This window comes from Roseateles oligotrophus, from assembly GCF_014204525.1.
In the GTDB taxonomy this organism is placed as follows: domain Bacteria; phylum Pseudomonadota; class Gammaproteobacteria; order Burkholderiales; family Burkholderiaceae_C; genus Paucibacter_A; species Paucibacter_A oligotrophus_A.
In genome coordinates, this window is record NZ_JACHLP010000015.1 from 1 (window position 1) to 23,621 (window position 23,621).

The 23,621-nt window shown below is 66.2% G+C and carries 18 protein-coding genes and 1 pseudogene; 5 read left to right on the forward strand and 14 right to left on the reverse strand.

Features of this window, described 5'->3' with window-relative positions:
- Nucleotides 1-129: 129 nt before the first annotated feature.
- The 6 genes from HNP55_RS23240 to aceE all read right to left on the reverse strand — a co-directional run bounded on the left by HNP55_RS23240 (nucleotide 130) and on the right by aceE (nucleotide 7,611).
- Entirely contained in the window at nucleotides 130-612 is a 483-nt protein-coding gene (locus HNP55_RS23240) for a KilA-N domain-containing protein (protein ID WP_184304697.1), read from the reverse strand.
- The gene (locus HNP55_RS23245) at nucleotides 609-971 is read right to left on the reverse strand and encodes a hypothetical protein (protein WP_184304699.1); all 363 of its coding nucleotides are present in this window, start codon (nucleotides 969-971) and stop codon (nucleotides 609-611) included. The genes HNP55_RS23240 and HNP55_RS23245 overlap by 4 nt, the downstream gene beginning before the upstream one ends.
- Nucleotides 968-1,198, reverse strand: a complete 231-nt coding sequence (locus HNP55_RS23250; RefSeq protein ID WP_184304701.1) for a hypothetical protein — start codon at nucleotides 1,196-1,198, stop codon at nucleotides 968-970. Before HNP55_RS23250 ends, HNP55_RS23245 begins: the two co-directional genes overlap by 4 nt.
- A gap of 158 nt (nucleotides 1,199-1,356) precedes the next feature.
- Nucleotides 1,357-3,180, reverse strand: coding sequence for a dihydrolipoyl dehydrogenase (lpdA, locus tag HNP55_RS23255; RefSeq protein ID WP_184304703.1), 1,824 nt, complete (start codon nucleotides 3,178-3,180; stop codon nucleotides 1,357-1,359).
- A 15-nt stretch (nucleotides 3,181-3,195) separates the two neighbouring features.
- On the reverse strand, nucleotides 3,196-4,863 hold the full coding sequence (gene aceF / locus HNP55_RS23260) for a dihydrolipoyllysine-residue acetyltransferase (protein ID WP_184304705.1): 1,668 nt from the start codon (nucleotides 4,861-4,863) through the stop codon (nucleotides 3,196-3,198).
- 30 nt (nucleotides 4,864-4,893) lie between these two features.
- Entirely contained in the window at nucleotides 4,894-7,611 is a 2,718-nt protein-coding gene (gene aceE / locus HNP55_RS23265; RefSeq protein WP_184304707.1) for a pyruvate dehydrogenase (acetyl-transferring), homodimeric type, read from the reverse strand.
- Between the two features lie 339 nt (nucleotides 7,612-7,950).
- Between aceE and HNP55_RS23270 the strand changes: the two genes are divergently transcribed.
- From HNP55_RS23270 to folD, 3 genes are all read left to right on the forward strand, one after another.
- On the forward strand, nucleotides 7,951-10,548 hold the full coding sequence (locus HNP55_RS23270) for a PAS domain S-box protein (protein ID WP_184304709.1): 2,598 nt from the start codon (nucleotides 7,951-7,953) through the stop codon (nucleotides 10,546-10,548).
- Entirely contained in the window at nucleotides 10,545-11,168 is a 624-nt protein-coding gene (locus HNP55_RS23275; protein WP_184304711.1) for a response regulator transcription factor, read from the forward strand. The genes HNP55_RS23270 and HNP55_RS23275 overlap by 4 nt, the downstream gene beginning before the upstream one ends.
- A 70-nt stretch (nucleotides 11,169-11,238) precedes the next feature.
- Entirely contained in the window at nucleotides 11,239-12,105 is an 867-nt protein-coding gene (folD, locus tag HNP55_RS23280) for a bifunctional methylenetetrahydrofolate dehydrogenase/methenyltetrahydrofolate cyclohydrolase FolD (RefSeq protein ID WP_184304713.1), read from the forward strand.
- On the opposite strand, the gene HNP55_RS24510 is transcribed toward folD, so the two are convergent.
- Nucleotides 12,096-12,257: a hypothetical protein gene (locus HNP55_RS24510; protein ID WP_246448634.1), complete on the reverse strand. Its 162-nt coding sequence runs from the start codon at nucleotides 12,255-12,257 to the stop codon at nucleotides 12,096-12,098. The genes folD and HNP55_RS24510 overlap by 10 nt on opposite strands.
- Between HNP55_RS24510 and HNP55_RS24930 the strand changes: the two genes are divergently transcribed.
- Complete coding sequence (locus HNP55_RS24930; RefSeq protein ID WP_409993773.1) at nucleotides 12,201-12,503, forward strand: LD-carboxypeptidase; 303 nt, start codon at nucleotides 12,201-12,203, stop codon at nucleotides 12,501-12,503. The genes HNP55_RS24510 and HNP55_RS24930 overlap by 57 nt on opposite strands.
- Nucleotides 12,401-13,150 carry an LD-carboxypeptidase gene (locus HNP55_RS23285; RefSeq protein WP_409993774.1) on the forward strand — a complete coding sequence of 250 codons (750 nt, stop codon included), beginning with the start codon at nucleotides 12,401-12,403 and terminating at the stop codon, nucleotides 13,148-13,150. Before HNP55_RS24930 ends, HNP55_RS23285 begins: the two co-directional genes overlap by 103 nt.
- A 3-nt stretch (nucleotides 13,151-13,153) precedes the next feature.
- Here HNP55_RS23285 and HNP55_RS24935 read toward each other — a convergent pair whose 3' ends face one another.
- The 7 genes and pseudogenes from HNP55_RS24935 to HNP55_RS23315 form a co-directional block, all read right to left on the reverse strand.
- Complete coding sequence (locus tag HNP55_RS24935) at nucleotides 13,154-13,789, reverse strand: YhcG family protein (protein ID WP_409993775.1); 636 nt, start codon at nucleotides 13,787-13,789, stop codon at nucleotides 13,154-13,156.
- Nucleotides 13,781-14,202: pseudogene (locus HNP55_RS24940) on the reverse strand (DUF1016 N-terminal domain-containing protein); the annotation flags it as partial. The pseudogene HNP55_RS24940 and the gene HNP55_RS24935, both read right to left, overlap by 9 nt.
- Before the next feature lie 102 nt (nucleotides 14,203-14,304).
- Nucleotides 14,305-16,518: a TonB-dependent siderophore receptor gene (locus HNP55_RS23295; RefSeq protein ID WP_184304715.1), complete on the reverse strand. Its 2,214-nt coding sequence runs from the start codon at nucleotides 16,516-16,518 to the stop codon at nucleotides 14,305-14,307.
- 103 nt (nucleotides 16,519-16,621) lie between these two features.
- Nucleotides 16,622-17,893, reverse strand: a complete 1,272-nt coding sequence (locus HNP55_RS23300; RefSeq protein WP_184304717.1) for a hypothetical protein — start codon at nucleotides 17,891-17,893, stop codon at nucleotides 16,622-16,624.
- A gap of 8 nt (nucleotides 17,894-17,901) precedes the next feature.
- Complete coding sequence (locus HNP55_RS23305; RefSeq protein ID WP_184304719.1) at nucleotides 17,902-19,650, reverse strand: ABC transporter ATP-binding protein; 1,749 nt, start codon at nucleotides 19,648-19,650, stop codon at nucleotides 17,902-17,904.
- Nucleotides 19,643-21,484 (reverse strand): ABC transporter ATP-binding protein, encoded by a 1,842-nt coding sequence (locus HNP55_RS23310; protein ID WP_184304721.1) that lies wholly within the window; start codon nucleotides 21,482-21,484, stop codon nucleotides 19,643-19,645. The genes HNP55_RS23305 and HNP55_RS23310 overlap by 8 nt, the downstream gene beginning before the upstream one ends.
- Nucleotides 21,485-21,487: 3 nt before the next feature.
- Nucleotides 21,488-23,584, reverse strand: a complete 2,097-nt coding sequence (locus tag HNP55_RS23315; protein ID WP_184304723.1) for a TonB-dependent receptor domain-containing protein — start codon at nucleotides 23,582-23,584, stop codon at nucleotides 21,488-21,490.
- Nucleotides 23,585-23,621 lie beyond the last annotated feature (37 nt).

Consider the following 23,621-nt stretch of genomic DNA (forward strand, 5'->3'; position numbering starts at 1 on the left):
CATCGGCCCGGTGACCAGTTGGTCAAGCAACTCGGCTGGGATCTGGAATTGCGGCTTCGCCGCCTGTTCCGCCGTAGCGGTGGTTTTTGTCTTGCTTGGCATTCATGCTCCTTGTCGACATGCTATGCCTCACACACAAAGTTTCTGACAGGCTCTCCAGCCCAACTGCAGGCGGTTGTTCTCATCCTCCTTGAGACGGCGAAACTCCTTGACCAGATAGATCTTGAACTCAGGGCTGATCCACATGCCGAATTCAAAGGCAATGTCGGGGTGGGCGTAAGTGCCGCCATAACGGCCTGCGGTCGCCTTGAGGCCGATGGCGCCGGTCTTCTCCACCCACTCCTTGACGCTGATCTTGTAGCTGTTGAGCCCGGCCTGGCTTTTAATTGTGGCGAATTCGCCGTAATTGAAAGCCGGGTTGTAGATCGACTCCCAGATGCCCAGGAACTCCACCGTGTTGCGGTTGCGCAGCCAGTCTGAGATGAAGAACTCACCGTCTTTGGCGCGCAGCATGTCGGTCAGCGAGATGTAATCACCTTGCGGCGACGACACCACGGCCACCCGGGTGCCCTGGATGTCGAGGGTGTTGGTCTTGGCTGTCTTTCGGTTCATGGCGCCACCTCTTCCGTGCTGTTCTTGTCATCGGCATCCCACATCTCGCGGTAGGCCTGAACATAGCTCGCGGTGGTTTGCGGGTCCAGCGTCCAGTAATGGCGGCAGAGGGTTTCGAAAAGGGCAAGACCCTCTGGCAGGCAAGCGTGATCCAGCAGCTGATCGAGCGTGCACTCGATCCACTGCGTATCCCGGCTAGCGCTGCGAACGATCTCTTGGACAGTGGGTGCCAGCACCTTGACGGCCCGCTGATGGAGTGCCTGCAGAGGGGCGACGGCCGCAGACAGTTCAGCAAACAGGGTTTGGTAGGGGTCCGCGTCCGGCGCTGCTGGATGGGGAGATGGGGCGGAGGTGTTCACGGGGCCAGCTCCCAGCCAACTTGTGTGATGAAGCCTCCTACTTCAAGGCTGGCGATCAATTCGGGAGTCACTGTCTCCCGAATCTGTGGGTAGACGGTATAGAGGAGCCTGAAGCGGCGCAGCTCACGGACGTCCACCCGTTTGAGTCCAGCAGCCATCAGCCGCCCAGCCAAGGCGGGCGGCACTGATTTCTTTTTCACGGGCGTCGGTGCTTTCTTACTGCTCATACGCGCTCGATCCTGAAATGCCGCAGTCACCGGCGGGCTGGGTAAGGATGCTTTTGAGATTGTGAAGGCTAGACCAGACTGGCGTCTATCTCCCGCCCAAGAAGCAAAAAACCCGGACCGTTACCGGCCCGGGCTCTTGATGGCGCTCAGATGCGCGATTATTTCCGCGCCGGCGGCAAGTCCGTACAAGAGCCATGCGCCACTTCGGCCGCCATGCCAATGCTCTCGCCCAGGGTCGGGTGAGGATGGATGGTCTTGCCGATGTCTACCGCGTCGGCGCCCATCTCGATGGCCAGGGCGATCTCGCCGATCATGTCGCCGGCATGGGTGCCGACGATGCCGCCGCCCAGGATCTTGCCGTGGCCATGGGCTTCCGGCGAGTCATCGAACAAGAGCTTGGTGAAGCCTTCGTCGCGGCCGTTGGCGATGGCGCGGCCCGAGGCCGTCCAGGGGAAGAGGCCCTTCTTGACCTTGATGCCTTGGGCCTTGGCCTGGTCTTCGGTCAGGCCCACCCAGGCCACCTCGGGGTCGGTGTAGGCAACGCTGGGAATCACGCGGGCGTCAAACTGACTCTTGGCCAGCTGGGCATCGCCCAGGATGGCGCCGGCCGCCACCTCGGCCGCCACATGGGCCTCGTGCACCGCCTTGTGCGCCAGCATGGGCTGGCCCACCACATCGCCGATGGCGAAGATGTGGGGCACATTGGTGCGCATCTGCACGTCCACGTCGATGAAGCCACGGTCCGTCACGGCCACGCCGGCCTTGTCGGCGGCGATCTTCTTGCCATTGGGCGTGCGGCCCACGGCTTGCAAGACCAGGTCGTAAACGCCTTCGCTCTTGCTGCCATCCAGGCCCTCGAACTGCACCTTGATGCCTTCCGGCGTAGCGGTGGCGCCGACGGTCTTGGTCTTCAACATGATGTTGTCGAAGCGCTTGGCATTCATCTTCTGCCAGACCTTGACCAGGTCGCGGTCGGCGCCTTGCATCAGGCCGTCCAGCATTTCCACCACGTCCAGGCGGGCGCCTAAGGTCGAGTACACCGTGCCCATTTCCAGGCCGATGATGCCGCCGCCGATGATCAACATCTTCTTGGGCGTGCCCTTCAAAGCCAGCGCACCGGTGGAGTCAACAATGCGCTCGTCATCCGGCAGGAAAGGCAGGCGCACCGCTTGCGAGCCGGCCGCGATGATGGCCTGCTTGAAGTGGATGGTCTTCTTGGCGCCGGTCTTGTCTTGCGCGTCGCCGGTGGTTTCTTCGACTTCCACATGGTTGGCATCGAGGAAGTGGCCGTAGCCGCGCACGGTGGTGACCTTGCGCATCTTGGCCATGGCCGCCAGGCCGCCGGTCAGCTTGCCAATCACCTTTTCCTTGTGGCCACGCAGCTTGTCCACATTGACGGTGGGCGCGCCAAAGTCCACACCCAGGTCGCCCAGGTGGGAGACCTCGTCCATCACCGCCGCCACATGCAGCAAGGCCTTGGAGGGGATGCAGCCCACATTCAGGCAGACGCCGCCCAGGGTGGCATAACGCTCCACCAGCACGACATTGAGACCCAGGTCGGCGGCGCGGAAGGCGGCCGAGTAACCACCAGGGCCGGCACCCAGCACCAGCACATCGCAGTGCAGATCGGCGCTGCCCGAGTAGCTGGCGGCGGCCGGGGCTGCCACGGCGGGCTTGGCGGCGGGCGCAGCAGCCGGGGCGGGAGCGGGCGCAGCAACGGGGGCAGGCGCGGCAGCAGCGCCACCGGCCGACTCCAGCGCCAGCAGCACCGTGCCCTGGTTGATCTTGTCACCCAGGGCGACCTTGATCTCCTTGACCACGCCGGCGTGCGAGGACGGGATCTCCATCGAGGCCTTGTCGCTCTCCACGGTGATCAGGCTTTGGTCCACCGCCACCGTGTCGCCGACCTTGACCAGCAGCTCGATGATGGCGACGTCTTTGAAGTCACCGATATCGGGAACGAGAACATTCACTTGTGCCATGGCCCAGCCTCCCGATCAGAGAACGATGCGACGGAAGTCCGCCAGCAGCGATGCGAAATAGACGTTGAAACGAGCGGCGGCGGCGCCGTCGATCACGCGATGGTCCCAGCTCAGGCTGAGCGGCAGCATCAGGCGCGGCTGGAAGGCCTTGCCGTCCCACTTGGGTTCGATCTGGCTCTTGCACACGCCCATGATGGCCACCTCGGGCGCATTGATGATGGGGGTGAAGTAGCGCCCACCGATGCCGCCCAGCGAGCTGATGGTGAAGCAGCCACCGCTCATCTCAGCCGGCCCCAGCTTGCCGTCGCGGGCCTTCTTGGCCAGCTCGCCCATCTCGGCACTGATCTCGAAGATGCCCTTCTTGTCGGCATCCTTGATCACCGGCACGACCAGGCCATTGGGCGTGTCGGCGGCAAAGCCGATGTGGTAGTACTTCTTCAGCACCAGCTTCTGGGCATCGCCCTCGCCTTCGAGCGAGGCATTGAACTCGGGGAACTTCTTCAGCGCGGCCACGGCGGCCTTGATCATGAAGGCCAGCATGGTGACCTTGACGGCGGCAGGGTTCTTCTCGTTTTCCTTGTTCGTCAGAACACGGAAGGCTTCCAGCTCGGTGATGTCGGCATCGTCATGGTTGGTAACGTGGGGGATGACCACCCAGTTGCGATGCAGATTGGCGCCGGAGATCTTCTTGATGCGCGAGAGGTCCTTGCGCTCGATGGCGCCGAACTTCTCGAAGTCCACCTTGGGCCAGGGCAGCAGGCCGGGCAAGGCGCCGCCACCGGTCGCGGCGGCGGCGGCAGGAGCCGCAGCTTTTTGCGCCAGGGTCTGCACCGCGCCGCTCATCACGCGCTTGACAAAGCCCTGCACGTCCAGCTCGGTGATGCGGCCCTTGCGGCCGCTGCCGGCGACCTCCGTCAGCGGCACGCCCAACTCGCGCGCCAGGCGGCGGATGCTGGGCGAGGCGTGGGGCAGCTTGCCCGTGGGGGCGACGGTGGGGTTGTGGGCGGCAGCAGGCAGGGCCACGCTGGCAGCGGCTGCCACCGGGGCAGCAGCTGGAGTTGCAGCAGCCACAGGTGCAGCCGCGGGGGCGGCGGCCGGCGCAGCGCCCGCCACTTCCACCACGGCCAGCAGCGAGCCCTTGGCGATCTTGTCGCCCAGCTTGACCTTCAACTCACGGATCACGCCGCCGTGCGAGCTGGGGATCTCCATCGAGGCCTTGTCGCTCTCGACGGTGACGATGCTTTGCTCCATCTTGATGGTGTCACCCACCTGGACGAAGACCTCGATGACGGCGACCGAGTCGAAATCGCCGATGTCCGGCACGACGACCTCGATCAGGCCGCTGGCGCCAGCGGCTGCTGGTGCTGCGGCCGCCACGGGCGCAGCCACCGGGGCGGCGGCCGGTGCCGATGCAGCAGCAGGCGCAGCAACGGCCGCCGCCTCACCCGCAGCGTCCAGCAACAGCACCAGGCTGCCCTCGTTGACCTTGTCGCCGATGGCGACCTTGATCTCCTTCACCACACCGGCGTGGGTGCTGGGGATTTCCATGGAGGCCTTGTCGCTCTCCACGGTGATCAGGCTTTGCTCCAGGGCGACCGTGTCACCCACCTTGACCAGCAGCTCGATCACTGCCACGTCCGTAACGTCTCCGATATCCGGGACCTTGACTTCTACCAATGCCATATTTGTTCTCCGTTCGACCGGCTTGTCGGCTTAGGCGTACAGGGGGTTGATCTTGTCGGTTTTGATGCCGTACTTCGCGATCGCTTCGGCCACCTTGGCCTTGGGCAATTTGCCCTCGTCGGCCAGGGTGTTCAGCGCGGCCACCACGATGTAGTGGCGGTTGATCTCGAAGTGCTCGCGCAGCTTGGAGCGGAAGTCCGAACGGCCGAAACCATCGGTGCCCAAGACCTTGTAAGTGCGGCCGGCCGGCACGAAGGCGCGGATCTGCTCCGCGTAGTTCTTCATATAGTCGGTCGAGGCGATCACCGGGCCCGTGGTCTGGCTCAGCTGCTGGGCGACGAAGGACAGCCGCTGCCCGCCCGTGGGGTTGAGCAGGTTGTGGCGCTCCACGTCCTGGCCCTCGCGGGCCAGCTCGTTGAAGCTCGGGCAGCTCCACACATTGGCGGCCACGCCCCAGTCCTGTTCCAGCAAGAGCTTGGCGGCCTGGCTCTCGCGCAGGATGGTGCCGGAGCCCAGCAGGTTGACGGTCAGATTCGCATCGGCGTTAGGCGCTGCAGCATCCAGCAGATACATGCCCTTCAGGATCTGCTCTTCCGTGCCGGCGCGCAGGCCGGGCATGGGGTAGTTCTCGTTCAGCAGGGTGATGTAGAAGTAGACGTTCTCCTGCTGCTCCACCATGCGCTTCAGGCCGCTGTGCAGGATGACGGCCACTTCATGCGCGAAAGTGGGGTCGTAGCTGATGCAGTTGGGAATGGTGCCGGCCAGGATGTGGCTGTGGCCGTCTTCGTGCTGCAGGCCTTCGCCGTTCAGCGTGGTGCGGCCCGAGGTGCCGCCCAGCAGGAAGCCGCGCGCCTGCATATCGCCGGCCGCCCAGGCCAGATCACCGATGCGCTGGAAGCCGAACATCGAGTAGTAGACGTAGAAGGGGATCATCACCCGGTTATTCGTCGAGTACGACGTCGCCGCGGCGATCCAGCTGGCCATGCCGCCGGCTTCGTTGATGCCTTCCTGCAGGATCTGGCCGTCCTTGGCCTCGCGGTAATACATCACCTGGTCCTTGTCGACCGGGGTGTAGAGCTGACCCTTGGGGTTGTAGATGCCGATCTGGCGGAACAGGCCTTCCATGCCGAAGGTGCGGGCCTCGTCGACCAGGATGGGCACGGTGCGCGGGCCCAGGTCCTTGTCGCGCAGCAGCTGGGTCAGGAAGCGCACATAGGCCTGGGTGGTGGAGATTTCACGGCCTTCGGCGGTCGCATCCAGCACGGCCTGGAAAGTGGCGAGCGGCGGGACGGTGAAGCTCTCGTCGGCCTTGACGCGGCGCTTGGGCAGGTAGCCGCCCAGAGCCTGGCGGCGCTCGTGCAGATAGCGCATCTCGGGCGTGTCATCGGCCGGCTTGTAGTAAGGCAGCTTGGGCAGCTCGCTGTCGGGGATGGGGATGCCGAAGCGGTCGCGGATGTATTTGATGTCCTCGTCGCTCAGCTTCTTGGTCTGGTGGACGGTGTTCTTGCCCTCACCGGCCTTGCCCATGCCATAGCCCTTGACGGTCTTGACCAGCAAGAGCGTGGGCTGGCCCGAGGTGTTGTTGTGGGCCGCATGGAAGGCGGCGAAGACCTTCTCGGGCTGGTGGCCGCCGCGACGCAGATCGAAGATCTCTTCGTCGCTCATATGCTCGACCAGTTTGGCGGTCTCGGGATACTTGCCGAAGAAGTTCTTGCGCACAAAAGCGCCGTCATTGGCCTTCATGGCCTGGTAGTCGCCGTCGACGGTTTCCATCATCAGCTGCTTCAGCTTGCCGCTCTTGTCGCGCGCCAGCAGCTCGTCCCAGCCCTTGCCCCAGATCAGCTTGATGACGTTCCAGCCGCTGCCGCGGAATTCGCCTTCCAGCTCCTGGATGATCTTGCCATTGCCGCGCACCGGGCCGTCCAGGCGCTGCAGATTGCAGTTGATGACGAAGACCAGATTGTCCAGGCCCTCGCGCGCGGCCAGGCCGATGGCACCCAGGCTTTCGGGCTCGTCCATCTCGCCGTCGCCCATAAAAGCCCAGACCTTGCGGTTGGCCGTGTCGGCAATGCCGCGGGCATGCAGATACTTCAGGAAGCGCGCCTGGTAGATCGCCATCAAGGGGCCCAAGCCCATGGAGACGGTGGGGAACTGCCAGAACTCGGGCATCAGCTTGGGATGCGGGTAGCTGGACAGGCCTTGGCCGTCGACTTCCTGGCGGAAGTTGTCCAACTGCGCTTCGCTCAAACGCCCTTCCAGGAAGGCGCGGGCGTAGATGCCGGGCGCGCTATGGCCCTGGATGTAGAGCAGGTCACCGCCGTGCTTGTCGCTCTCGGCGTGCCAGAAGTGGTTGAAGCCGGCGCCCAGCATGGAGGCCAGCGAGGCGAAGGAGCCGATATGGCCGCCCAGATCACCGCCGTCGGCCGGGTTCAGGCGGTTGGCCCGCACCACCATGGCCATGGCGTTCCAGCGCATATAGGCGCGCAGGCGCTTTTCGATCTGGATATTGCCGGGGCAGCGCGCCTCCTGCTCGACCGGAATGGTGTTGACATAGGCCGTGGTGGCCGAGAAAGGCACATCGATGCCGGCCTGGCGGGCATGGTCGATCAGCGATTCGAGCAGGAAATGCGCACGCTCACTACCTTCTTCACCAATCACGGCGGACAGGGCGTCCAGCCATTCCTTGGTTTCGGTAGCGTCGGTGTCATTGGCGGCTGCGCCTACGAAGGACTGGGGCTGCGCGGACATGGATGTCTCCAAACAAATAGGTGGCCTGGGTGGGCTGGGGTGCTCGCACTTGCGGCCATCCCCACCCACCTCTTTGAATCTGCCGGCTGCGACTTTTTGCATCGCGGCCGGCGCCAGAAAAACGTCTTTCGGAAGCCCCCTGCCCCGTCTTCCGGGCGCGGGGCCTCCTCGCGTTTGCGCGCAGTGTCTCACAAGTTTGTTGCACTCTCAAATCGTGCGAAGCAATTTCATTATGTGGAATTACTTACGTAAATCCCGACATTGCCTTCCATCAAACGCACGCTCTCAAAACCCTCCAAACGGGGCGAATTCGCCGGTTCAGACCCGGATAATCCGCCCATGCCCTCTTTCTTCAATCTCAAAAATGCCAGTGGCCCCTTGCTGCGGCCACTGCAACAAAAAGCCTTGAGCTGGTGGCGGCGCCAGAGCCCCTCGCGGCAAGACCGTTTTGCCACGCTGGGGCCCCTGATCTCGGTGCTGCTCTTCCTGATGGCCATCATCCTGGCCTTCTGGTACCTGCGAAATGAGGAAATCGAGCGCGAGACTGAAGCGGTAAAAAGGGACACAGAGATCGCCCAGCAGCAGATCCGCCTGCGCCTGATCGAGAACCAGGAGCAGTTGGTGCGCATCGCGCGCGAGATCGTCACCCGCGCCACCGACGCCCACGACTTCAGCGCCCAGGCCGCCAGCTTCGCCCGCGAGCGGCCCGAGATCACCCATGTGACCTGGCTGTCCAGCCGGCGCGAGCGCCGCGCCAGCGTCAGCGCGGCGGGCTTCCAGGCCGATGGCCTGATGGCGCCGGACGGCAACGACCCGTCCATGCCCATGGCCAAGCAGTCCAACCCGCCGACACTGGCTTTCGAAGCGGCGCGCGAGCGGCGCACGCCGGTCTACTCCCCGCCCTTCAGCGACGCCAACAATCTGACCGTGTTCCAGATCCAGGTGCCGCTGATCGACCGCACCGGCTTCTCCGGCGTGCTGATCGCCGAGTATTCGGTCGAGGCCTTGCTGCGCTACTACGTGCCCACCGAAGTGGCCTCGCGCCATGTGGTGGCCATCCTGGACTCCAACGAGCAAATCGTCTCCAGCACTGTCACCCCCATGCCGGGCCGCCCCAACAAACCGGCCTCCATCGTCCACGAGGTGCCGCTGGCGCCGGCCCTCAACGGCCTGGTGCTGCGCGGCGAGGGCTATCGCTCCTCTTTCGGCCTGATCAGCAATACCTTGTTCTGGATGGTGGTGGCCCTGTCCACGCTGACGGTCTGGATGCTTTTGGGCACCTGGCGCCATATGCGCCGGCGTCTGCAGATCCAGAACGCGCTGAGCTCGGAGATGAACTTCCGCCGCGCCATGGAAAACTCCATGCTCACCGGCATGCGGGCCATGGACATGGACTCGCGCATCTCCTACGTCAACCCGGCCTTTTGCGCGATGACGGGCTTCTCCGAGGCCGAGCTGATAGGCCGCAAGCCGCCCTTCCCCTTCTGGCCGCCGGACCGCTTCGAGGAAAACGGCCGCCTCTTGCAGCAGGAGATCAACGGCCGCAGCCCGGCCGGCGGGGCCGAGGTCAAGATCATGCGCAAGGACGGCACCATCTTCGACGGCCGCATCTACCTCTCGCCCCTGGTGGACGCCAAGGGCAAGCAAAGCGGCTGGATGACCTCGATGACCAATATCACCGAGGCCAAGCGCGTGCGCGACCAGCTCAGCGCCTCGCACGAGCGCTTCACCACCGTGCTGGAGGGCCTGGACGCGGCCGTGTCCGTGCTCTCCGTCCAGCAAGGCGAGCTGCTGTTTGCCAACCGCAGCTACCGGCTCTGGTTCGGCGCCGACCCGGCCGGTCATGCCCAGCTCTCGGGCAGCGCACTGGGTCGCAGCAGCGGCAGCGATCTGGACGAAGAGGTGGATGACTACACCGGCCTGCCCGCCCAGCACCTGACCGAAACCGGCTCGGATCCGCGCGAGGTCTATGTCGAGTCGCTGGAGATGTGGTTCGATGTGCGCAGCCGCTACCTGCAGTGGACCGACGGCCGCCTGGCCCAGATGCTTATCGCCACCGACATCACCACCCGCCGCAAGGCCGAGGCCCAAGCCGCCCTGCAGGCCGAGAAGGCGCAGATGACCAGCCGCCTGATGACCATGGGCGAGATGGCCTCCAGCGTGGCCCATGAGCTGAACCAGCCGCTCACTGCAATTACCAATTACTGCAACGGCATGGTCTCGCGCGTGCGCAGCGACGCCATCCAGAAAGACGACCTGCTGGCCGCGCTGGAAAAAACCGCCAAACAGGCCCAGCGCGCCGGGCAAATCATCCACCGCATCCGCAACTTCGTGAAGCGCAGCGAACCCAAGCGCGAGGCCGCCCATGCCCACGACATCGTCGAGGACGCGGTCGAGCTGGCCGGCATCGAGCTGCGCCGCCGCAATGTGGCCATCCACACCTATGTGGCCCAGCGCCTGCCCCAGCTGCTGGTGGACCCCATCCTGATCGAACAGGTTTTGATGAATCTGCTGAAGAACGCCGCCGAGGCCATAGACAACGCCGGCCTGCCCGCCTCGCGCCGCCACATCGAGCTGCGCGTCGTGCCCAAGCACACGCCCGAGCTTGGCGGCCATATCGACTTCAGCGTGACGGATATGGGCCCCGGCATGCCCGAGGAGGTGATCTCGCGCATGTACGAGGCCTTCTTCTCCACCAAGTCCGACGGCATGGGCATAGGCCTAGGGTTATGCCGGTCTATCGTGGAGTCCCACCAGGGGCGAATCAGAGCCGAGAACTTATACAATGGCGACTTAGTCGTGGGCTGCAGGTTTGCCTTCAGCATCCCGGTCGATATCTCTTCTCGTCCCGAGCCCAGCGGCGGCAATAGCGCCGCTGCCGGCCACGGAACCAACGGGTCCACCGGACCCGCTACCAACCCAATTGCGACACCATGAGTCTGATTCCGAAGAAGGGTAATGTCTACGTTGTCGATGACGACGAGGCGGTACGAGATTCCCTGCAATGGCTGCTGGAGGGCAAGGACTACCGGGTCAAGTGCTTTGACTCCGCCGAGTCCTTTCTGAGCCGCTACGACCCCCGCGAAGTCGCCTGCCTGATCGCCGACATCCGCATGGAAGGCATGAGCGGCCTGGACCTGCAAGACCGCTTGCTGGAACGCAAGAGCCCCCTGCCCATCGTCTTCATCACCGGCCACGGCGACGTGCCCATGGCGGTGCAGACCATGAAGAAGGGCGCCACCGACTTCATCGAAAAGCCCTTCAAGGAAGACGCCCTGGTCGCCCTGGTCGAACGCATGCTGGACCAGGCCCGCGAGGCCTTCTCCAGCCACCAGGAAGCCGCCAGCCGCGACGCCCTGCTGAGCCGCCTGACCACCCGCGAGGCCCAGGTGCTGGAGCGCATCGTCGCCGGTCGCCTGAACAAGCAGATCGCCGACGATCTTGGCATCAGCATCAAGACGGTGGAGGCGCACCGCGCCAACATCATGGAAAAGCTCAACGCCAACACCGTGGCCGACCTGCTCAAGATCGCCCTGGGCGCGCAAGCCAAGGTCTAAGCCCCGCAGGACTCCCAAAATGGCCGCTGCCCGTTCAGCGGCCATTTGCATTTTTCAAGGACCACTCCCCATGAGCGCCCAAATCATCGACGGCAACGCCCTGTCCCAACAAATCCGCGCCCAAGTCGCCCAGCGCGCAGCTGCCTTGACGGCCCAAGGGCTCAAACCCGGCCTGGCCGTGCTGCTGGTGGGCGACAACCCGGCCTCGCAGGTCTATGTGCGCAACAAGGTCAAGGCCTGTGCCGACGCCGGCCTGCACTCGGTGCTGGAGAAGTACGAGGCCAGCCTGAGCGAGGCCGAGCTGCTGGCCCGCGTCGAGGCCTTGAACAAGGACCCCAGCATCCACGGCATTCTGGTCCAGCTGCCCCTGCCCAAGCACATCGACGACCACAAGGTCATCGAAGCCATCTCACCCGACAAAGATGTGGACGGCTTCCACGTCGCCAGCGCCGGTGCGCTGATGGTCGGTGAAACCGGCTTCAAGGCCTGCACGCCCTACGGCTGCATGAAGATGCTGGAGTCGATCGGCATGCAGGACCTGCGCGGCAAGCATGCCGTCGTCATCGGCCGCAGCAATATCGTCGGCAAGCCCATGGCCATGATGCTGCTGCAGGCCAATGCCACCGTCACGGTCTGCCACAGCGGCACGGCCGACCTGGCCCAGCACACGCGCCAGGCCGATGTGATCGTGGCCGCCGTGGGCAAACGCAATGTGCTGACGGCCGATATGGTCAAGCCCGGCGCCGTGGTCATCGATGTGGGCATGAACCGCAACGACGAGGGCAAGCTCTGCGGCGACGTGGACTACCCCGGTGTCAAGGAAGTGGCCGGATGGATCACCCCCGTTCCCGGCGGCGTCGGCCCCATGACCATCACCATGTTGCTGGTCAACACCATGGAGTCGGCGGAGCGGGCCGCCACAGCCCCTCAGACATGATCCAGGCGCCGCGCCGCCCCCGGCCACTGCGCGAAGGCGATCTGGTGGCACTGTGCGCGCCATCCTCCGGCGTCGAAGCCGAGCTGTTTCCGCGCCTGGAGCGCGCGATCGCCCGGCTGCAGCAGCGCGGCCTGCGCGTGCTCGAGGGTCAAACCCTGCGCCGCGAGCACAAGCAATGCAGCGCACCCGCGGCCGAACGCGCGGCCGAGCTGCAGTCCTTTCTGCTGGACCCCGAGATCGGCGCAGTGCTGCCGCCCTGGGGTGGCGAACGCGCGATCGAGTTGCTACCCCCCTGCTGGACTTCGGGCGCTTGGCCGCAGCCGAGCCGAAATGGTTCAGCGGTTTTTCCGACCTCAGCACCCTGCAGCTGCCGCTGGCCCTGCGGGCGGGCTGGATGAGTTTGCACGGCCCCAATTTGATGGAGCTGGGCGCCGAGGCGCTGGACGAGACCACGGCCGCGCTCTGGCCGACGCTGTTTCAGAATGCGCCGCCGGTCCAGTGCGCATCGCTGCGCTGGCAGGCCAAAGGCCTCGACTGGCAAGCCACGCCCGATGCCGGCTGGAACCTGACCGAAACCACCCGCTGGCGCCGTCTGGATGGCAGGGCCGAGCCGCTGCGCCTGCGCGGCCGCCTGATAGGCGGCTGCCTGGACACCTTGGGCCGCATCGCCGGCACCGCTTATGGCGATCTGCGGGGCTGGTCCGCCCAAGCCGGCATCGGCCCGCATCTGCTATTCCTGGAGAACTGCGAGATGGCGCCCTGCGAGCTGCTGCGCGCGCTGTACTCGCTGCGTCTGCATGGTTGGTTCGACGGCGCCGCCGGCCTGCTGGTCGGCCGCCATGCGCCCGCAGCGGTCACGGCGCCCGAGCTGCTGAGCCATGAGGACGCCGTGCGCGAGGCCCTGGTCGGCTTGGACGAGCTGCCGGTGCTGATCGACGCCGACATCGGCCATGTGCCGCCCCAACTCTCCCTGATCCAGGGCGAATCGGCCGAGCTGTACTGGGCGCCGGGAGAGCTCGTGTTGCGCCAGGGGGCCGCTGCCTGAAGGTCAGTCCATCCCCTGCAATAGCGCGGCAATGACCTCGGGCGCAGGCAGTTGTTCGGCAAGGTCTTGAGGTAGCGTGCGGGTGGTTCGGTAGGTAGCCACGCCTATGGGCTTGCTGGCGTCGTGCAGCGCGTATTCCACGATGGTGCGGCTCTTTTCCTTGCACAAGATGATGCCGATGGAGGCGTTCTCATCGGCCTGGCGCACCTGCTGGTCCAGCGCGGCCAGGTAGAACTGCATCTTGCCCACAAACTCGGGCTGAAATTCCCCCACCTTCAGCTCGATGGCCAACAGGCAGCGCAGGCGGCGGTGGAAGAGCAGCAGGTCGATGAAGAACTCCCGGCCATCCACTTCCAGCCGGTATTGACTGCCCATAAAGGCGAACATACCGCCCATGGCTCGCAAAAAATCCTCGATGCGACCCATCAGCGCCCGCTCCAGCTCGCGCTCGCTATGCTCCGCGCCCAGCTCCAGAAAATCGAAGGTGTACTCGTCCTTCACCGCCAGCTTGGCCTGGGCGAGCAGCTCGGGCGAAAGGGCCTGGTCGAAGCTGGTTTGAGCCAGCAGCGACTTCTCGTAGCTCTGATTCTCGATCTGGTGGATCAGCACATTCTTTGACCAGCCAAACTTGCGGGTCATGCGAATGTAGAACTCGCGCTGCAGGGGGTCTTTGCAGCGCTGAAAGATCACCAGATTGTGGGTCCAGGCGATTTGTGCAACCAGCGGTTGCACTCGCGCCTCGTCCTTGTACAGCAGGTAGAACTCCCGCATATAGAAGACGTTGCGCCGCGAAAACCGGCGATGCCCGGAAACTCAGCTCGCAAGTCCCTGGCCAGTTGCTCAGCGATTGCCACTCCATGGGAGGTATCACGCTGCCTTTCCACCAGCTCGCGGCCGATATCCCAATACAAGCTCACCAGTTCGGAGTTGACTACCCTCAAGGCCGCATACTGGGCCGAACGCACCCGTTCCTTCAGCGTCGCCAACAACTCAGAGTATTCGGACGACAAGGTGAGCGATGGCGCGCTCAATAGCTGTTTGCTCTTGCTCATGAATCCTCCTCCGGCGTCTCAGACCCACGATCTTCCCAGCACCGGCGCAGACTCTACACAAGCCGCCATCACGGCGCCAGCCGGGCAGGCTGGCGGTCATGATCAGAAACGCATATCCAACCCCAGCTTGACGCTGCGCGGCGCGCCCACCAGATAGCTGTCGCTCCAGGGGTGCATCTGCCGGTACTGCTTGTCCAGGGCGTTATCGATATTGAGCTGGGCCTGCAACTGCTTGTTGATATTCCAGCGCAGCATCAGGTCCAGCAGCGCATACGCGTCCTGGCCGGTGCGCTCCTTGAGCTGGGTCTTGGGGTTGGTGGTTTCGTACACATCCGCGCCCTGCCAGTTCACATTCATGCCCACATGCCAGCCCTGCATCGCACCGCCCAGCGCGTACTGGCTGTGCAGCTTGAAGAGGCTGCGCGGCAGATTGCTCATCACCGGCTCGCCCAGGGGGTGGGTGATCTTCATATGGCTGAAGGAGGCACCGGCGCGCCAGTCGCTTGTGAGCCGGCCTTCCAGCTCCAGCTCCACGCCGCGCGAGCTGACGCCCTGCACGCCGCGCATGGCCGGATCGCTGGTGCCGGGTATCTTGAAGTCCGCATCGGCCACCGCGAAATTGTTCTGCTCCACCCGGAACAAGGTGGCCGCGCCCTGCAGGGCGCCGTCCAGCCACTCGCCCTTGAGGCCGATCTCCTGGCTCACGCCCTCCAGCGGCGCCAGGTATTTGCCCTCGCGGTCCTTGGCCGTCTGGTTCTTGAAGATGCCGGCATGGCTGATATAGGCCGACACCGACTCGCTCAAGTCCCACATCAGGCCGCCATAAGGCGTCAGCACATTGCGGCGCCGTACTTCGTAAGCCACGGGATTCCAGGCTCCCGCCTCCTGCTGGTGACGGTAGTCGGACAGGCGGGCGCCGACGATCAGCTTGGCCGCATCCGTGAGTTGCAGGCGGGCCGCGGCATAGGCGGCGGTCTGGGTCGTCAGGTTGTCGCCAGCGTTGTAAAGCTCACCGACCGGTGGCGGCGTCCAGCGCCCCTTCCAGTTGTGGAGCGAGTCCATCGCCGGCTTGTCGCCAATCAGGTCGCGATTCGTCCAATTGGCCGGCGCCACCAGGCGCTGCAGACCCAGATTGAGTTCATGCACACGGCCAAAGGCGGTGATATTGCCGCCCAGATTGACGCTGGCATTGCGCTGCACACGATCCGATTTGTAGAAGTAAGGCACGCCCGTCAGGCCCAGGCCGGTGCCCGAATCTACCGCCCCTTCGGTCCACACCATCTGGTAGCGGTTGGCGCCCATGTCACGGCTCAACTCGGCCTGCAAACGCCACTGCGAATCAAAGCGGTGCTCCAGCTTGAGATAGCTGGAATTCAGGGTCTCGTGCCACAGATTCCAGTCCACCCCGGTGGTGGCACGACGTGGCAACTGGCTACGGCTGCCGTCGCTGTAAAAAATCGGCAGGCCGCCCCAGTAGCCGCCGTCAACGGCGCTGTGGTTGTAGAGGTGACCCAGGGTCAGCAAGGTCTTGGGGCCCAGATCGGCCTCGGCCACCAGCAGCAACTGGCGGGTGCGGCGCTGCTCCAGGTCCAGCCTGCCCTCCAGATGCTCGGCATGGGCCACCACGCGCGCGCGCAGGCTGCCGCTGTCGTTCAGGGCGGAGCCCAAATCCAGGGTACCGCCTCTGCGGTTCTGCGTGCCCAGCAACAGCTGCACCTGGCCTTGCAAGGCCTTGGCACTGGCGCGCTTGCGCACCATGGAGATGCTGGCTGAAGGATTGCCCTCACCGGCCATCAGGCCGGTCGCGCCCCGGGTGACTTCGATCTTCTCGAAAGCCGCCGTGGCCAGCCTCTCCATATAGCCCCAGCTGGCGTCAAAAGGCAGGCCGTCGAGCCGGTAGTTCTCAACCGCGAAGCCGCGCGCGCTGATGGTGGAGCGCCCGCTGTCATCCCCCGAGACGGCCAGGCCCGGCGTAGCGCGCAGCACCGATTCCAGGGTGGCGAAACCGCCCTCCTCGATGCGCTCACGGGTGATCACGCTGATCGCCTGCGGCGTGTCGCGCAGGCTCAGATTCAGGCCGGTGGATGAGCGGCTGGGCCCCACCTTGTCGCCCTGCTGCTCGCGCGCAAAACGCATCCGGACGACGGGCAGGGAGGCCTCCTCCTGCGGCTGGCCCGCCTGTTTCGTGCCGCTGGCCGCCGCCTGATCGGCGGGCGGTTGGCCATCATCGGCCCGGGCGGCTTGCGTCAGCAGCCCACACAGCAAGGCACCGGCCAGCACGACCGGACGCAAGGAAAACAACACAGGAGACCGCATGAAAAACCTTCCCGAAATAAACAAAATTGCGTTGAATTGCGGGATTATGTCATTGATGCGAATAATTCCTATTAACAATTAAACAAGGCTTGATGAAAGAGGCTTAGGACACCCCGGCCAAGCCTTGAGCCCGCCCCGCCGACGCGCCAGGCCAAGCCCCGGGCAAGCGCAGGCCCAAGCCGAGCAGCAGGGGCATGGCGAACAGGGCCAGCAGCGCGCCGAGGGCAAAGCTGGGCGCATAACCCAGCTGGGACAGCACCCAGGGCGCCAGCGCCATCGTCAGGCTGCCGCCAACCAGCTCGCCGGTTTGGCTGCAAGCCATCTCCAGCGCCGGCCTTTGCGCGGCCACCCAGTGCAGGAGGCAGCTGGTGGCGCAGGCCATCAAGAGCCCGTCTATCCAGGCACCGGGGCCCAGCAGCAGGTAGAGCCAAAGCTGCCAGCTTGCCGACTGAGCCCCATGCGCCAGGGCCAGGCCCCAGGGCAGGCACAAACCCAGCACGCTCAGCGGCAGCACCGCCGTGCAGACCCGCCGCAAGCCCCAGCGCCGCAGGCACAGAGGCGCCAGCAGGCCGGCCGCCAGGCCCGTGCTCAGCTGCAACAGCAGCTGGATCTGGCCGGCCCGCGCCAGCCCCAGACCGGCGTCCACCAGCCAGGGCTTGAACAGGTATTGCTGCCAGCTCCCACCCAGGCGCACCAGCAGGGCCAGGGCCACCAGCAGCCACAAGCGCCTGTCGGCCAGCAGCTTGCGCCAGCGCAGCGGCACCAGCATCTGCGCCTGCAAACCCGCCTGGTGCTGCAGCCGCGGCATGCCGCACAGCATCAGCAGCACCAGCAGCTGCATGCCGCTCAAACTCAGCACCAGGCCCAACCAGCCCCAGGCCGCCAAAGGCTGCAGCAGCAAGCCGCCGCCGCAGACCATGCCCAGCACAAAGCCCAGCACCAGCAGGCCGCCGGCACCGTGACGCATGGCGTTGGCGCTGTCGCCGGCCTGGCGCTGGGCCAGGGCGGCCCAGGCATTGCTGGCGTTGTCTTGCGTGGCGGCGCAAAGATTCATCAAGAGCAGGGGCAGCAGCAGCGCGTGCAAACCTGCGGCCGGCGGCGTCCAGGCCAGGGCCAGGCTGGCCAGCAACTGCAGGCCCTGGGTGGCCAGCAAGACGGTGGCAAAACCCCAGCGCCCGCACAGCCGCTCCACAGTCCGCGCCCACAGCAGCTTGCCCACCCAGGGCAGCAGGGCCAGGCTCAGCCAGCCCAGCTGGGCCAGCGGCAGGCCCTGGGCGCGCAAGGCCGTGGGCATGGCCTCCAGCGCCATGCCCATGGGCAGGCCCTGGCCGAAGTAAAGCGCCACCAGGACGAGGCGCCAGTCCAAACCCTTCACACCCGGCCTCATGCCTGAGCCGCCACGCCCGGCGCCCAATCACGGCCCTGCTGCTGCGCCTGCCACAGCGTCTGGTAGAGGCCGGGCTGGCCCAGCAGCTGGGCATGGCGGCCGCGCTGCACGATGCGGCCGCGCTCCAGCACCCAGATCTGGTCGGCCGCCACCACGGTGTGCAGGCGGTGGGCAATCATCAAGACCGTGCTGTGGCGGGCCAGGGCCTGCAGGGCTTGCTGGATCAGGGCCTCGTTCTCGGGGTCCAGCGAGGCGGTGGCCTCGTCCACCAGCACCAGGGGCGCGCGCTTGAGCAGGGCGCGCGCAATGCACAGGCGCTGCTTCTGCCCGCCGGAGAGTTCGGCGCCCTGCTCGGACAGCTCGGTCTCGTAGCCCTGCGGCAGGGCCAGAATGAAGTCGTGGCAGGCGGCCTGGCGGCAGGCCTCTTCCAGCTCGGCCTGCGTGGCCTCGGGGCTGGCCAGGCGCAGATTGGCCGCCACCGTGCCGGTCAGCAATTGCGGATGCTGGAACACGATGGCGATGCGCTGCTGCAGAGCGGCCAATTCATAACTTCGGATATCAACACCATCGAGCAACACCGTGCCCGGCGGCGCGTCCCAGAAGCGGGCCAGCAAGCGGGCCAGCGTGCTCTTGCCCGAGCCCGAGGGCCCGACCAAGGCCGTCAGGCTGCCGGCCGGCAATTCGCCGCTGAGCTGACTCAGCACCTGCTCTGCGCCGCCATAGCCGAAGCTGAGATCGCGCAGGCTGATTTGCAGCGGCCCCGCCCAGGCGGGCTGCTGGCTGCCGTCCGCTTGAACGGGCTCGTCCAGCAGGGCGGCGATGCGCCGGGCGCTGCGCAGCATCACCTCGCTCTGGGCCAGGCCCAGAACCATCAGCGAGAGACTGCGGTGCAGGCGCATGCAGACCAGCAAGAAAGTCAGCAGCAAGGGCAGACCCACGGCACCGCCCTGCCAGCGCCACAAGCCAACCAGCATCAGCAGGGGCAGGCCCAGCTCCAGCAGGCTGATGAAGCTGAGCGGCCCCAAGGCGGCACGCCATTCCAACGCCAGGCTCTCGCGGCTTTGGCGGCGCAAGGCCTGGTCCACGCGCGCAAAGCGGGCGCCGGCCATGCCGTGGGCCTTGAGCGTTCGCAAGCCCTCCAGATACTCCAGCGTGGCCGCCTGGGCCTGGGCATTGGCGTCCAGCCAGCGGTCGGCCTGGGCCAGGCCCTGGCGGCGCAGCAAAGCCCAGGCGGGTAGGCCCAGGGCCAGGCCGGCGGCCATGGCGGCCGTCAGTGCCAGGTCTTGCGTGGCCATGGCCAGCAGCAAGAAGCCGCACATCAGCAGGCTGCTGACCAGGGGGCCGTAAAGGTGGGAGAAAGCCTGCTCGGCATGGTCCACATCCTGCAGCAGCACGGCGGAGAGTTCGCCACCGTCGCGTTGCAGCATGCGGCCCACCGGCCAGGCCAGCAGGCGCTCGGCCAGGCGCAGGCGCAAGCCCTCGGCCAGATGCACGCCCCAGCCATGGGTGAGCAGGCAGACCTGGCGGGCCACCCAGGTACGCGCCAGCAGCAGGCCCCAGATCAGCGCGCACAGCGGCAACCATTGCGCCAGCTGGCTGGGGCCGGCCAGCAGTCGCTCGACCAGCAGCAGAAAGACCCCAAAAGGCAGGGCGCTGAGCAGCCCGTCCAGCAGCAGCCAGGGCAGGTGCTGGCGCGCCATCTGGCGCCAGGCGCCGGGGCAGAGTTTGTCCAGCAATTCAAACATCCCGCTCTCCTTCGTTCTTGCGCATCGCCCAATGAGCGGCCTGGTCTTGCTGCGCCCACAGCCGCGCATAGGCGGCGTCCTCCTGCATCAGCTGGGCATGGCGGCCGCGGGCGCGCAGGCGGCCGGCCTCCAGCACCAGCACCTGCTCGGCATTGCGCAGCGAGCTGAGGCGGTGGGCAATCATCAGCACGGTGCGATCCCGCAGCAGCTCGGAGAGGATGTGCTGGATCTGCGCCTCGGTGCCGGCATCGGCAAAGGCCGTGGCCTCGTCCAGCACCAGCAGGGGCGCGTCGCGCAGCAGGGCACGCGCCAGGGCCAGGCGCTGGCGCTCGCCACCGCTCAAGCTGGCGCCGCCCTGGCCCAGCACGGTCTCCAGGCCTTGCGGCAAGGCCTGCACAAAGTCCCAGGCGCAGGCACGGCGCAAGGCGGTCTCGATGGCCTCGGCGCTGGCCTCGCGGCCCATGCAGAGATTGGCGCGCAGCGTGTCCCACAGCAGGAAAGTATCCTGAAACACAAAGGCGGCCTGGGCCAGCACCTGGGCGCTGCCCAGCTCGCGCAGGTCCACCCCGTTCAGCAAGACCTGACCCCGCTGCGGGTCGTTGAAGCGCCCGAGCAGGGAGGCCAGCGAACTCTTGCCGCTGCCCGAGGGGCCGACCAGGGCCGTCAGCGTGCCGGGGCGCAGATCCACATTGATGTCTTGCAAGACCCAGGGGCCTTGCGCCTCATAACGCAGGCCGACCCCCTTGAACTGCAAGGTCAGCGGCCCCGGCGGCAGGGGCTCGGGCTGCTCGGGCTCGGGCAGGGCCGGCACCGCCAGGCAGGCTTGCACCCGGCCAGCGCCCATCAGCACCTGCTGCAGATGGCCGCCCAGCATCAGCAGGGCGGTGATGGCATCGGGCACGGCCTGGGCCAGCACCAGCACCGCCACCAGCTCGGGCAGGCCGGTATGGCCCTGGGCATACATCCACAGGCCGGCCGGCAGCAGCACCAGCAGATGGCAGTCCAGCGCCAGCCTGAAGGCTGCCATGCCCGGCGCGGTGGCGGCAATCCACTGCCTCACCATGCCGCCGAAAGCCTGCACATCCTGGCTGTAACGTTGATAGGCCGGCAGGCCCCGGCCCATGCTCTTGACCAGGGGCAGGGCGCGCAGCAAGTCCTGCATGCTGGCATGCATGCGCGCGCGCAACTCGAAGTAGCGCTGCATGCGCGGCCCCACATCGCGGTACATCCAGGCCTGGGCGACCAGGGCGGCCGGCCACACCAGCAGGGAGAGCAGGGCCAGCCGCCAGTCCAGGCTGGCCATCAGCGCGGCGGCCAGCAAGGGCGTGGCCAGGGCCATGCTCAGGTCCAGCAACTGGTGGGCGACAAAGCGCTCGATCTGCTCAACATCCTCGCCCACCAGTTTCTTCTGCTGCGCCGCACCCGCTCTTGTCATGGCGCCCAGGGGCCAGCCGGCCAGGCTGGCCAGCAAGCGGCTGCGCAAGCGGTTGAGCAGATCAAAAGCAGCCCGGTGCATCAGCAAGGTGGCGCCCATCAGGCTGAGGTTGCGCAAGAACAGGGCCGCCAGCACGATGCCGCCCAGGGCCAGCCAGTCGCTGCTGCGCGCAGCGCCCGGCAGCAACAGGCCCTGCACCAGATGCTGAACGCTCCAGGCCGGCACCAGGCTCAGCGCGCTGCTGAGCAGGCCCAGCAGCAGGCCCGTGCCCAGCAGCCAGCGGTAGGGGGCGGCCTCAGCCAGCAGCCAGCGCAGAGCGCCCTTACTGTCATTCTGAGCAGGGTCAGCGGGTGGCGCGATCTGTTCGCCCAGCGCGGGGCTGGCGATGGCTTCGCTCATGGCTCAACCCTCCAGCGCGAAGTTCAGGCGCAGGCTCAGCTCGCGCCCGGCCATCAGCTGGCGCCCGTAGGTGCCGGGTGCGATGCCCGGCATATTGGACAGATTGATGGCACCGGCCACCACCGTCGCATCCGTCAGATTGCGCAAACCCAGCTCCAGACCCCAGCGCCGGTTCTCCAGCGCCAGCCGGGCATTGAACCAATGCGATGCGCTCAGGATGGCCGTATTGCTGGGGTCCACGGCCCGCTTGCCCAGGGCATTAGCCTCCAGACGCGCACTGAGGCGCCCGCCGCCCGCCCAGGTCGGCGCGGCCAGGCCATAGCCCAGGCCCAGGCTGGCGCTGAAGTCGGGCGTGCGCTCAATCCGCAAGCCGCCCACATCGCGGCCCTGGTAGAGGGCACCGGCGTCGTAGCGGGCCTGGGTGTAGGCCAGACGGCCGTCGAGCTGCCAGCCTTCGGGTCCGGGCGTCCACTGCCCGTCCAGCTCCAGGCCTTTGGAGTGGGCACCGCTCAGATTGCCGGCCAGGAAGCGCGCGCCAGGCAACATCACCATGGACTGGATGTCAGCAATCTTCATCCAGTAGGCCGTGGCATTCAGCGCCAGCTCGCCGGTCTGCAGCTTGTAGCCGGCTTCAAGCACATGGTTGCGCTGCGGGCCGAAGCTGGCGTCGGCCAGCACATTGCTCATCTGGAAATGGTTGAAGCCGCCGGGCAGATAGCCCTGGTTGTAGCTGGCGTAAACATTCTGTGTCGGGCCCAGGCGCAGATTCACCCCGCTGCGCGGCAACCAGGCGGTGAAGGTTTGCCGGCCGGCATAGGCCAGCTGGGCCAGGCTCCCGCTGGCCGGATCGGCCAGCACGGTGTTGACGATGTCCACCTCGCGCTCGGCCCGCTGGCCGCGCAGGCCCAGGCTCCAGTCCCAATCGCCCTGGCGCAGCAGCCATTGGCCGAACAAGGCCTGGTCCCTGCCCTCGCGCCGGCCCTCCGCCTTGCCCAGGGGCAGGGAGGCGCCGGGCTTGCCCATGTAATAGCCCACATCGTGGTTGCTCTCACGCTGCCGGCTCCAGCTCAGGCCCAGCAACCAGCGCTGCGCGCCCTCTTCCTGGGCCCATTGCAGGCCCAGGTCCTCGCCGTCCTGATCGGCGTTCTGGGTGCAGTAGACCGACATGGCACCGGCGCCGTAATCGCACTCGAACAAGGCTCGCATGGGCGCGTGGCGCAGCGAGGCGTGGGCGCTGAGCCGGCCCAGCGGCAGTTGGCGGTCCAGCCGCAGGGCGGCGCGCTGCTGGCGGGCCAGGGCATCGCTGCGGACATCAAAACCGGTCTGGCGCGCCACCTCGGCCTTGTTCAGGCCCGCCAGCGTGACCCGCTCGATGCGGCCATAACCCGAATCCTCCTGGCCCGCAAAAGCGTCCAGGCGCAGCCGGGTCAGCGCGTCCAACTGCCACTGCAGGCCCAGGTTCAGATAATGCTGTTCCTTGCGGTCCTCGTTGACGCCCTCGGCCGAGGCGATCTCGCCGGCATAACGCAGCGTCTGCGCGTGCAGCTTCATGCGCAGCGGGCCCTGGGCACCGCTTTGCAAGGCCAGCTGCAAACGCCGCTCGCCATGGCTGCCCAGGCCGCCGCCCAGGCGCAGCGCGGGCTTGGCCGCAAAGGCGCGGGTCTGCACATTCAGCACCCCGCCTATGCTGTTGTGGCCGTACAGCGTGGAGCCGGGGCCGCGCAGCACTTCGACGCGCTCGATGTCGTCCGGGTCCAGCATGATGGCGTAGCGATTGCTCAGCGGCACGCCGTCCACCAGCACGGTCAGGGGCGAGCTGCCCTCGAACAGCGGCGTGTTGAGGCCGCGGTAGTTGTAATCGTGCACGCCCTCGAACAGGCGCACGACGCTGGCCCCCGGCACCTGGCTGACCAGATCGTCCACCGAGCGCACCTGGCGCTCGGCCAGTTGCTCGGCGTCCAGCATCGTCACCTGCTGGGAGACATCGGCGCTGCGCTGCTGCAGGCGGTTCACCGTGGTGGTGACGCGCGGCAGGGTTTGCGCCGCCTCGGCCGGCGCCGCCAGGGCCGGGCCACCACTCGCGCTCGCTAACAGAGCCACAGCCAGGCCCACTCCGGTCCGAACACCCATCCTCGAC

Bases quoted from the DNA above. Each gene is read 5' to 3' on its own strand.
- HNP55_RS23240 (WP_184304697.1), bottom strand. From the start codon at position 612: ATGAACCGAAAGACAGCCAAGACCAACACCCTCGACATCCAGGGCACC.
- HNP55_RS23250 (WP_184304701.1), bottom strand. From the start codon at position 1,198: ATGAGCAGTAAGAAAGCACCGACGCCCGTGAAAAAGAAATCAGTGCCG.
- lpdA (WP_184304703.1), bottom strand. From the start codon at position 3,180: ATGGCACAAGTGAATGTTCTCGTTCCCGATATCGGTGACTTCAAAGAC.
- aceF (WP_184304705.1), bottom strand. From the start codon at position 4,863: ATGGCATTGGTAGAAGTCAAGGTCCCGGATATCGGAGACGTTACGGAC.
- aceE (WP_184304707.1), bottom strand. From the start codon at position 7,611: ATGTCCGCGCAGCCCCAGTCCTTCGTAGGCGCAGCCGCCAATGACACC.
- HNP55_RS23270 (WP_184304709.1), top strand. From the start codon at position 7,951: ATGCCCTCTTTCTTCAATCTCAAAAATGCCAGTGGCCCCTTGCTGCGG.
- HNP55_RS23275 (WP_184304711.1), top strand. From the start codon at position 10,545: ATGAGTCTGATTCCGAAGAAGGGTAATGTCTACGTTGTCGATGACGAC.
- folD (WP_184304713.1), top strand. From the start codon at position 11,239: ATGAGCGCCCAAATCATCGACGGCAACGCCCTGTCCCAACAAATCCGC.
- HNP55_RS24935 (WP_409993775.1), bottom strand. From the start codon at position 13,789: ATGACCCGCAAGTTTGGCTGGTCAAAGAATGTGCTGATCCACCAGATC.
- HNP55_RS23295 (WP_184304715.1), bottom strand. From the start codon at position 16,518: ATGCGGTCTCCTGTGTTGTTTTCCTTGCGTCCGGTCGTGCTGGCCGGT.
- HNP55_RS23305 (WP_184304719.1), bottom strand. From the start codon at position 19,650: ATGTTTGAATTGCTGGACAAACTCTGCCCCGGCGCCTGGCGCCAGATG.
- HNP55_RS23310 (WP_184304721.1), bottom strand. From the start codon at position 21,484: ATGAGCGAAGCCATCGCCAGCCCCGCGCTGGGCGAACAGATCGCGCCA.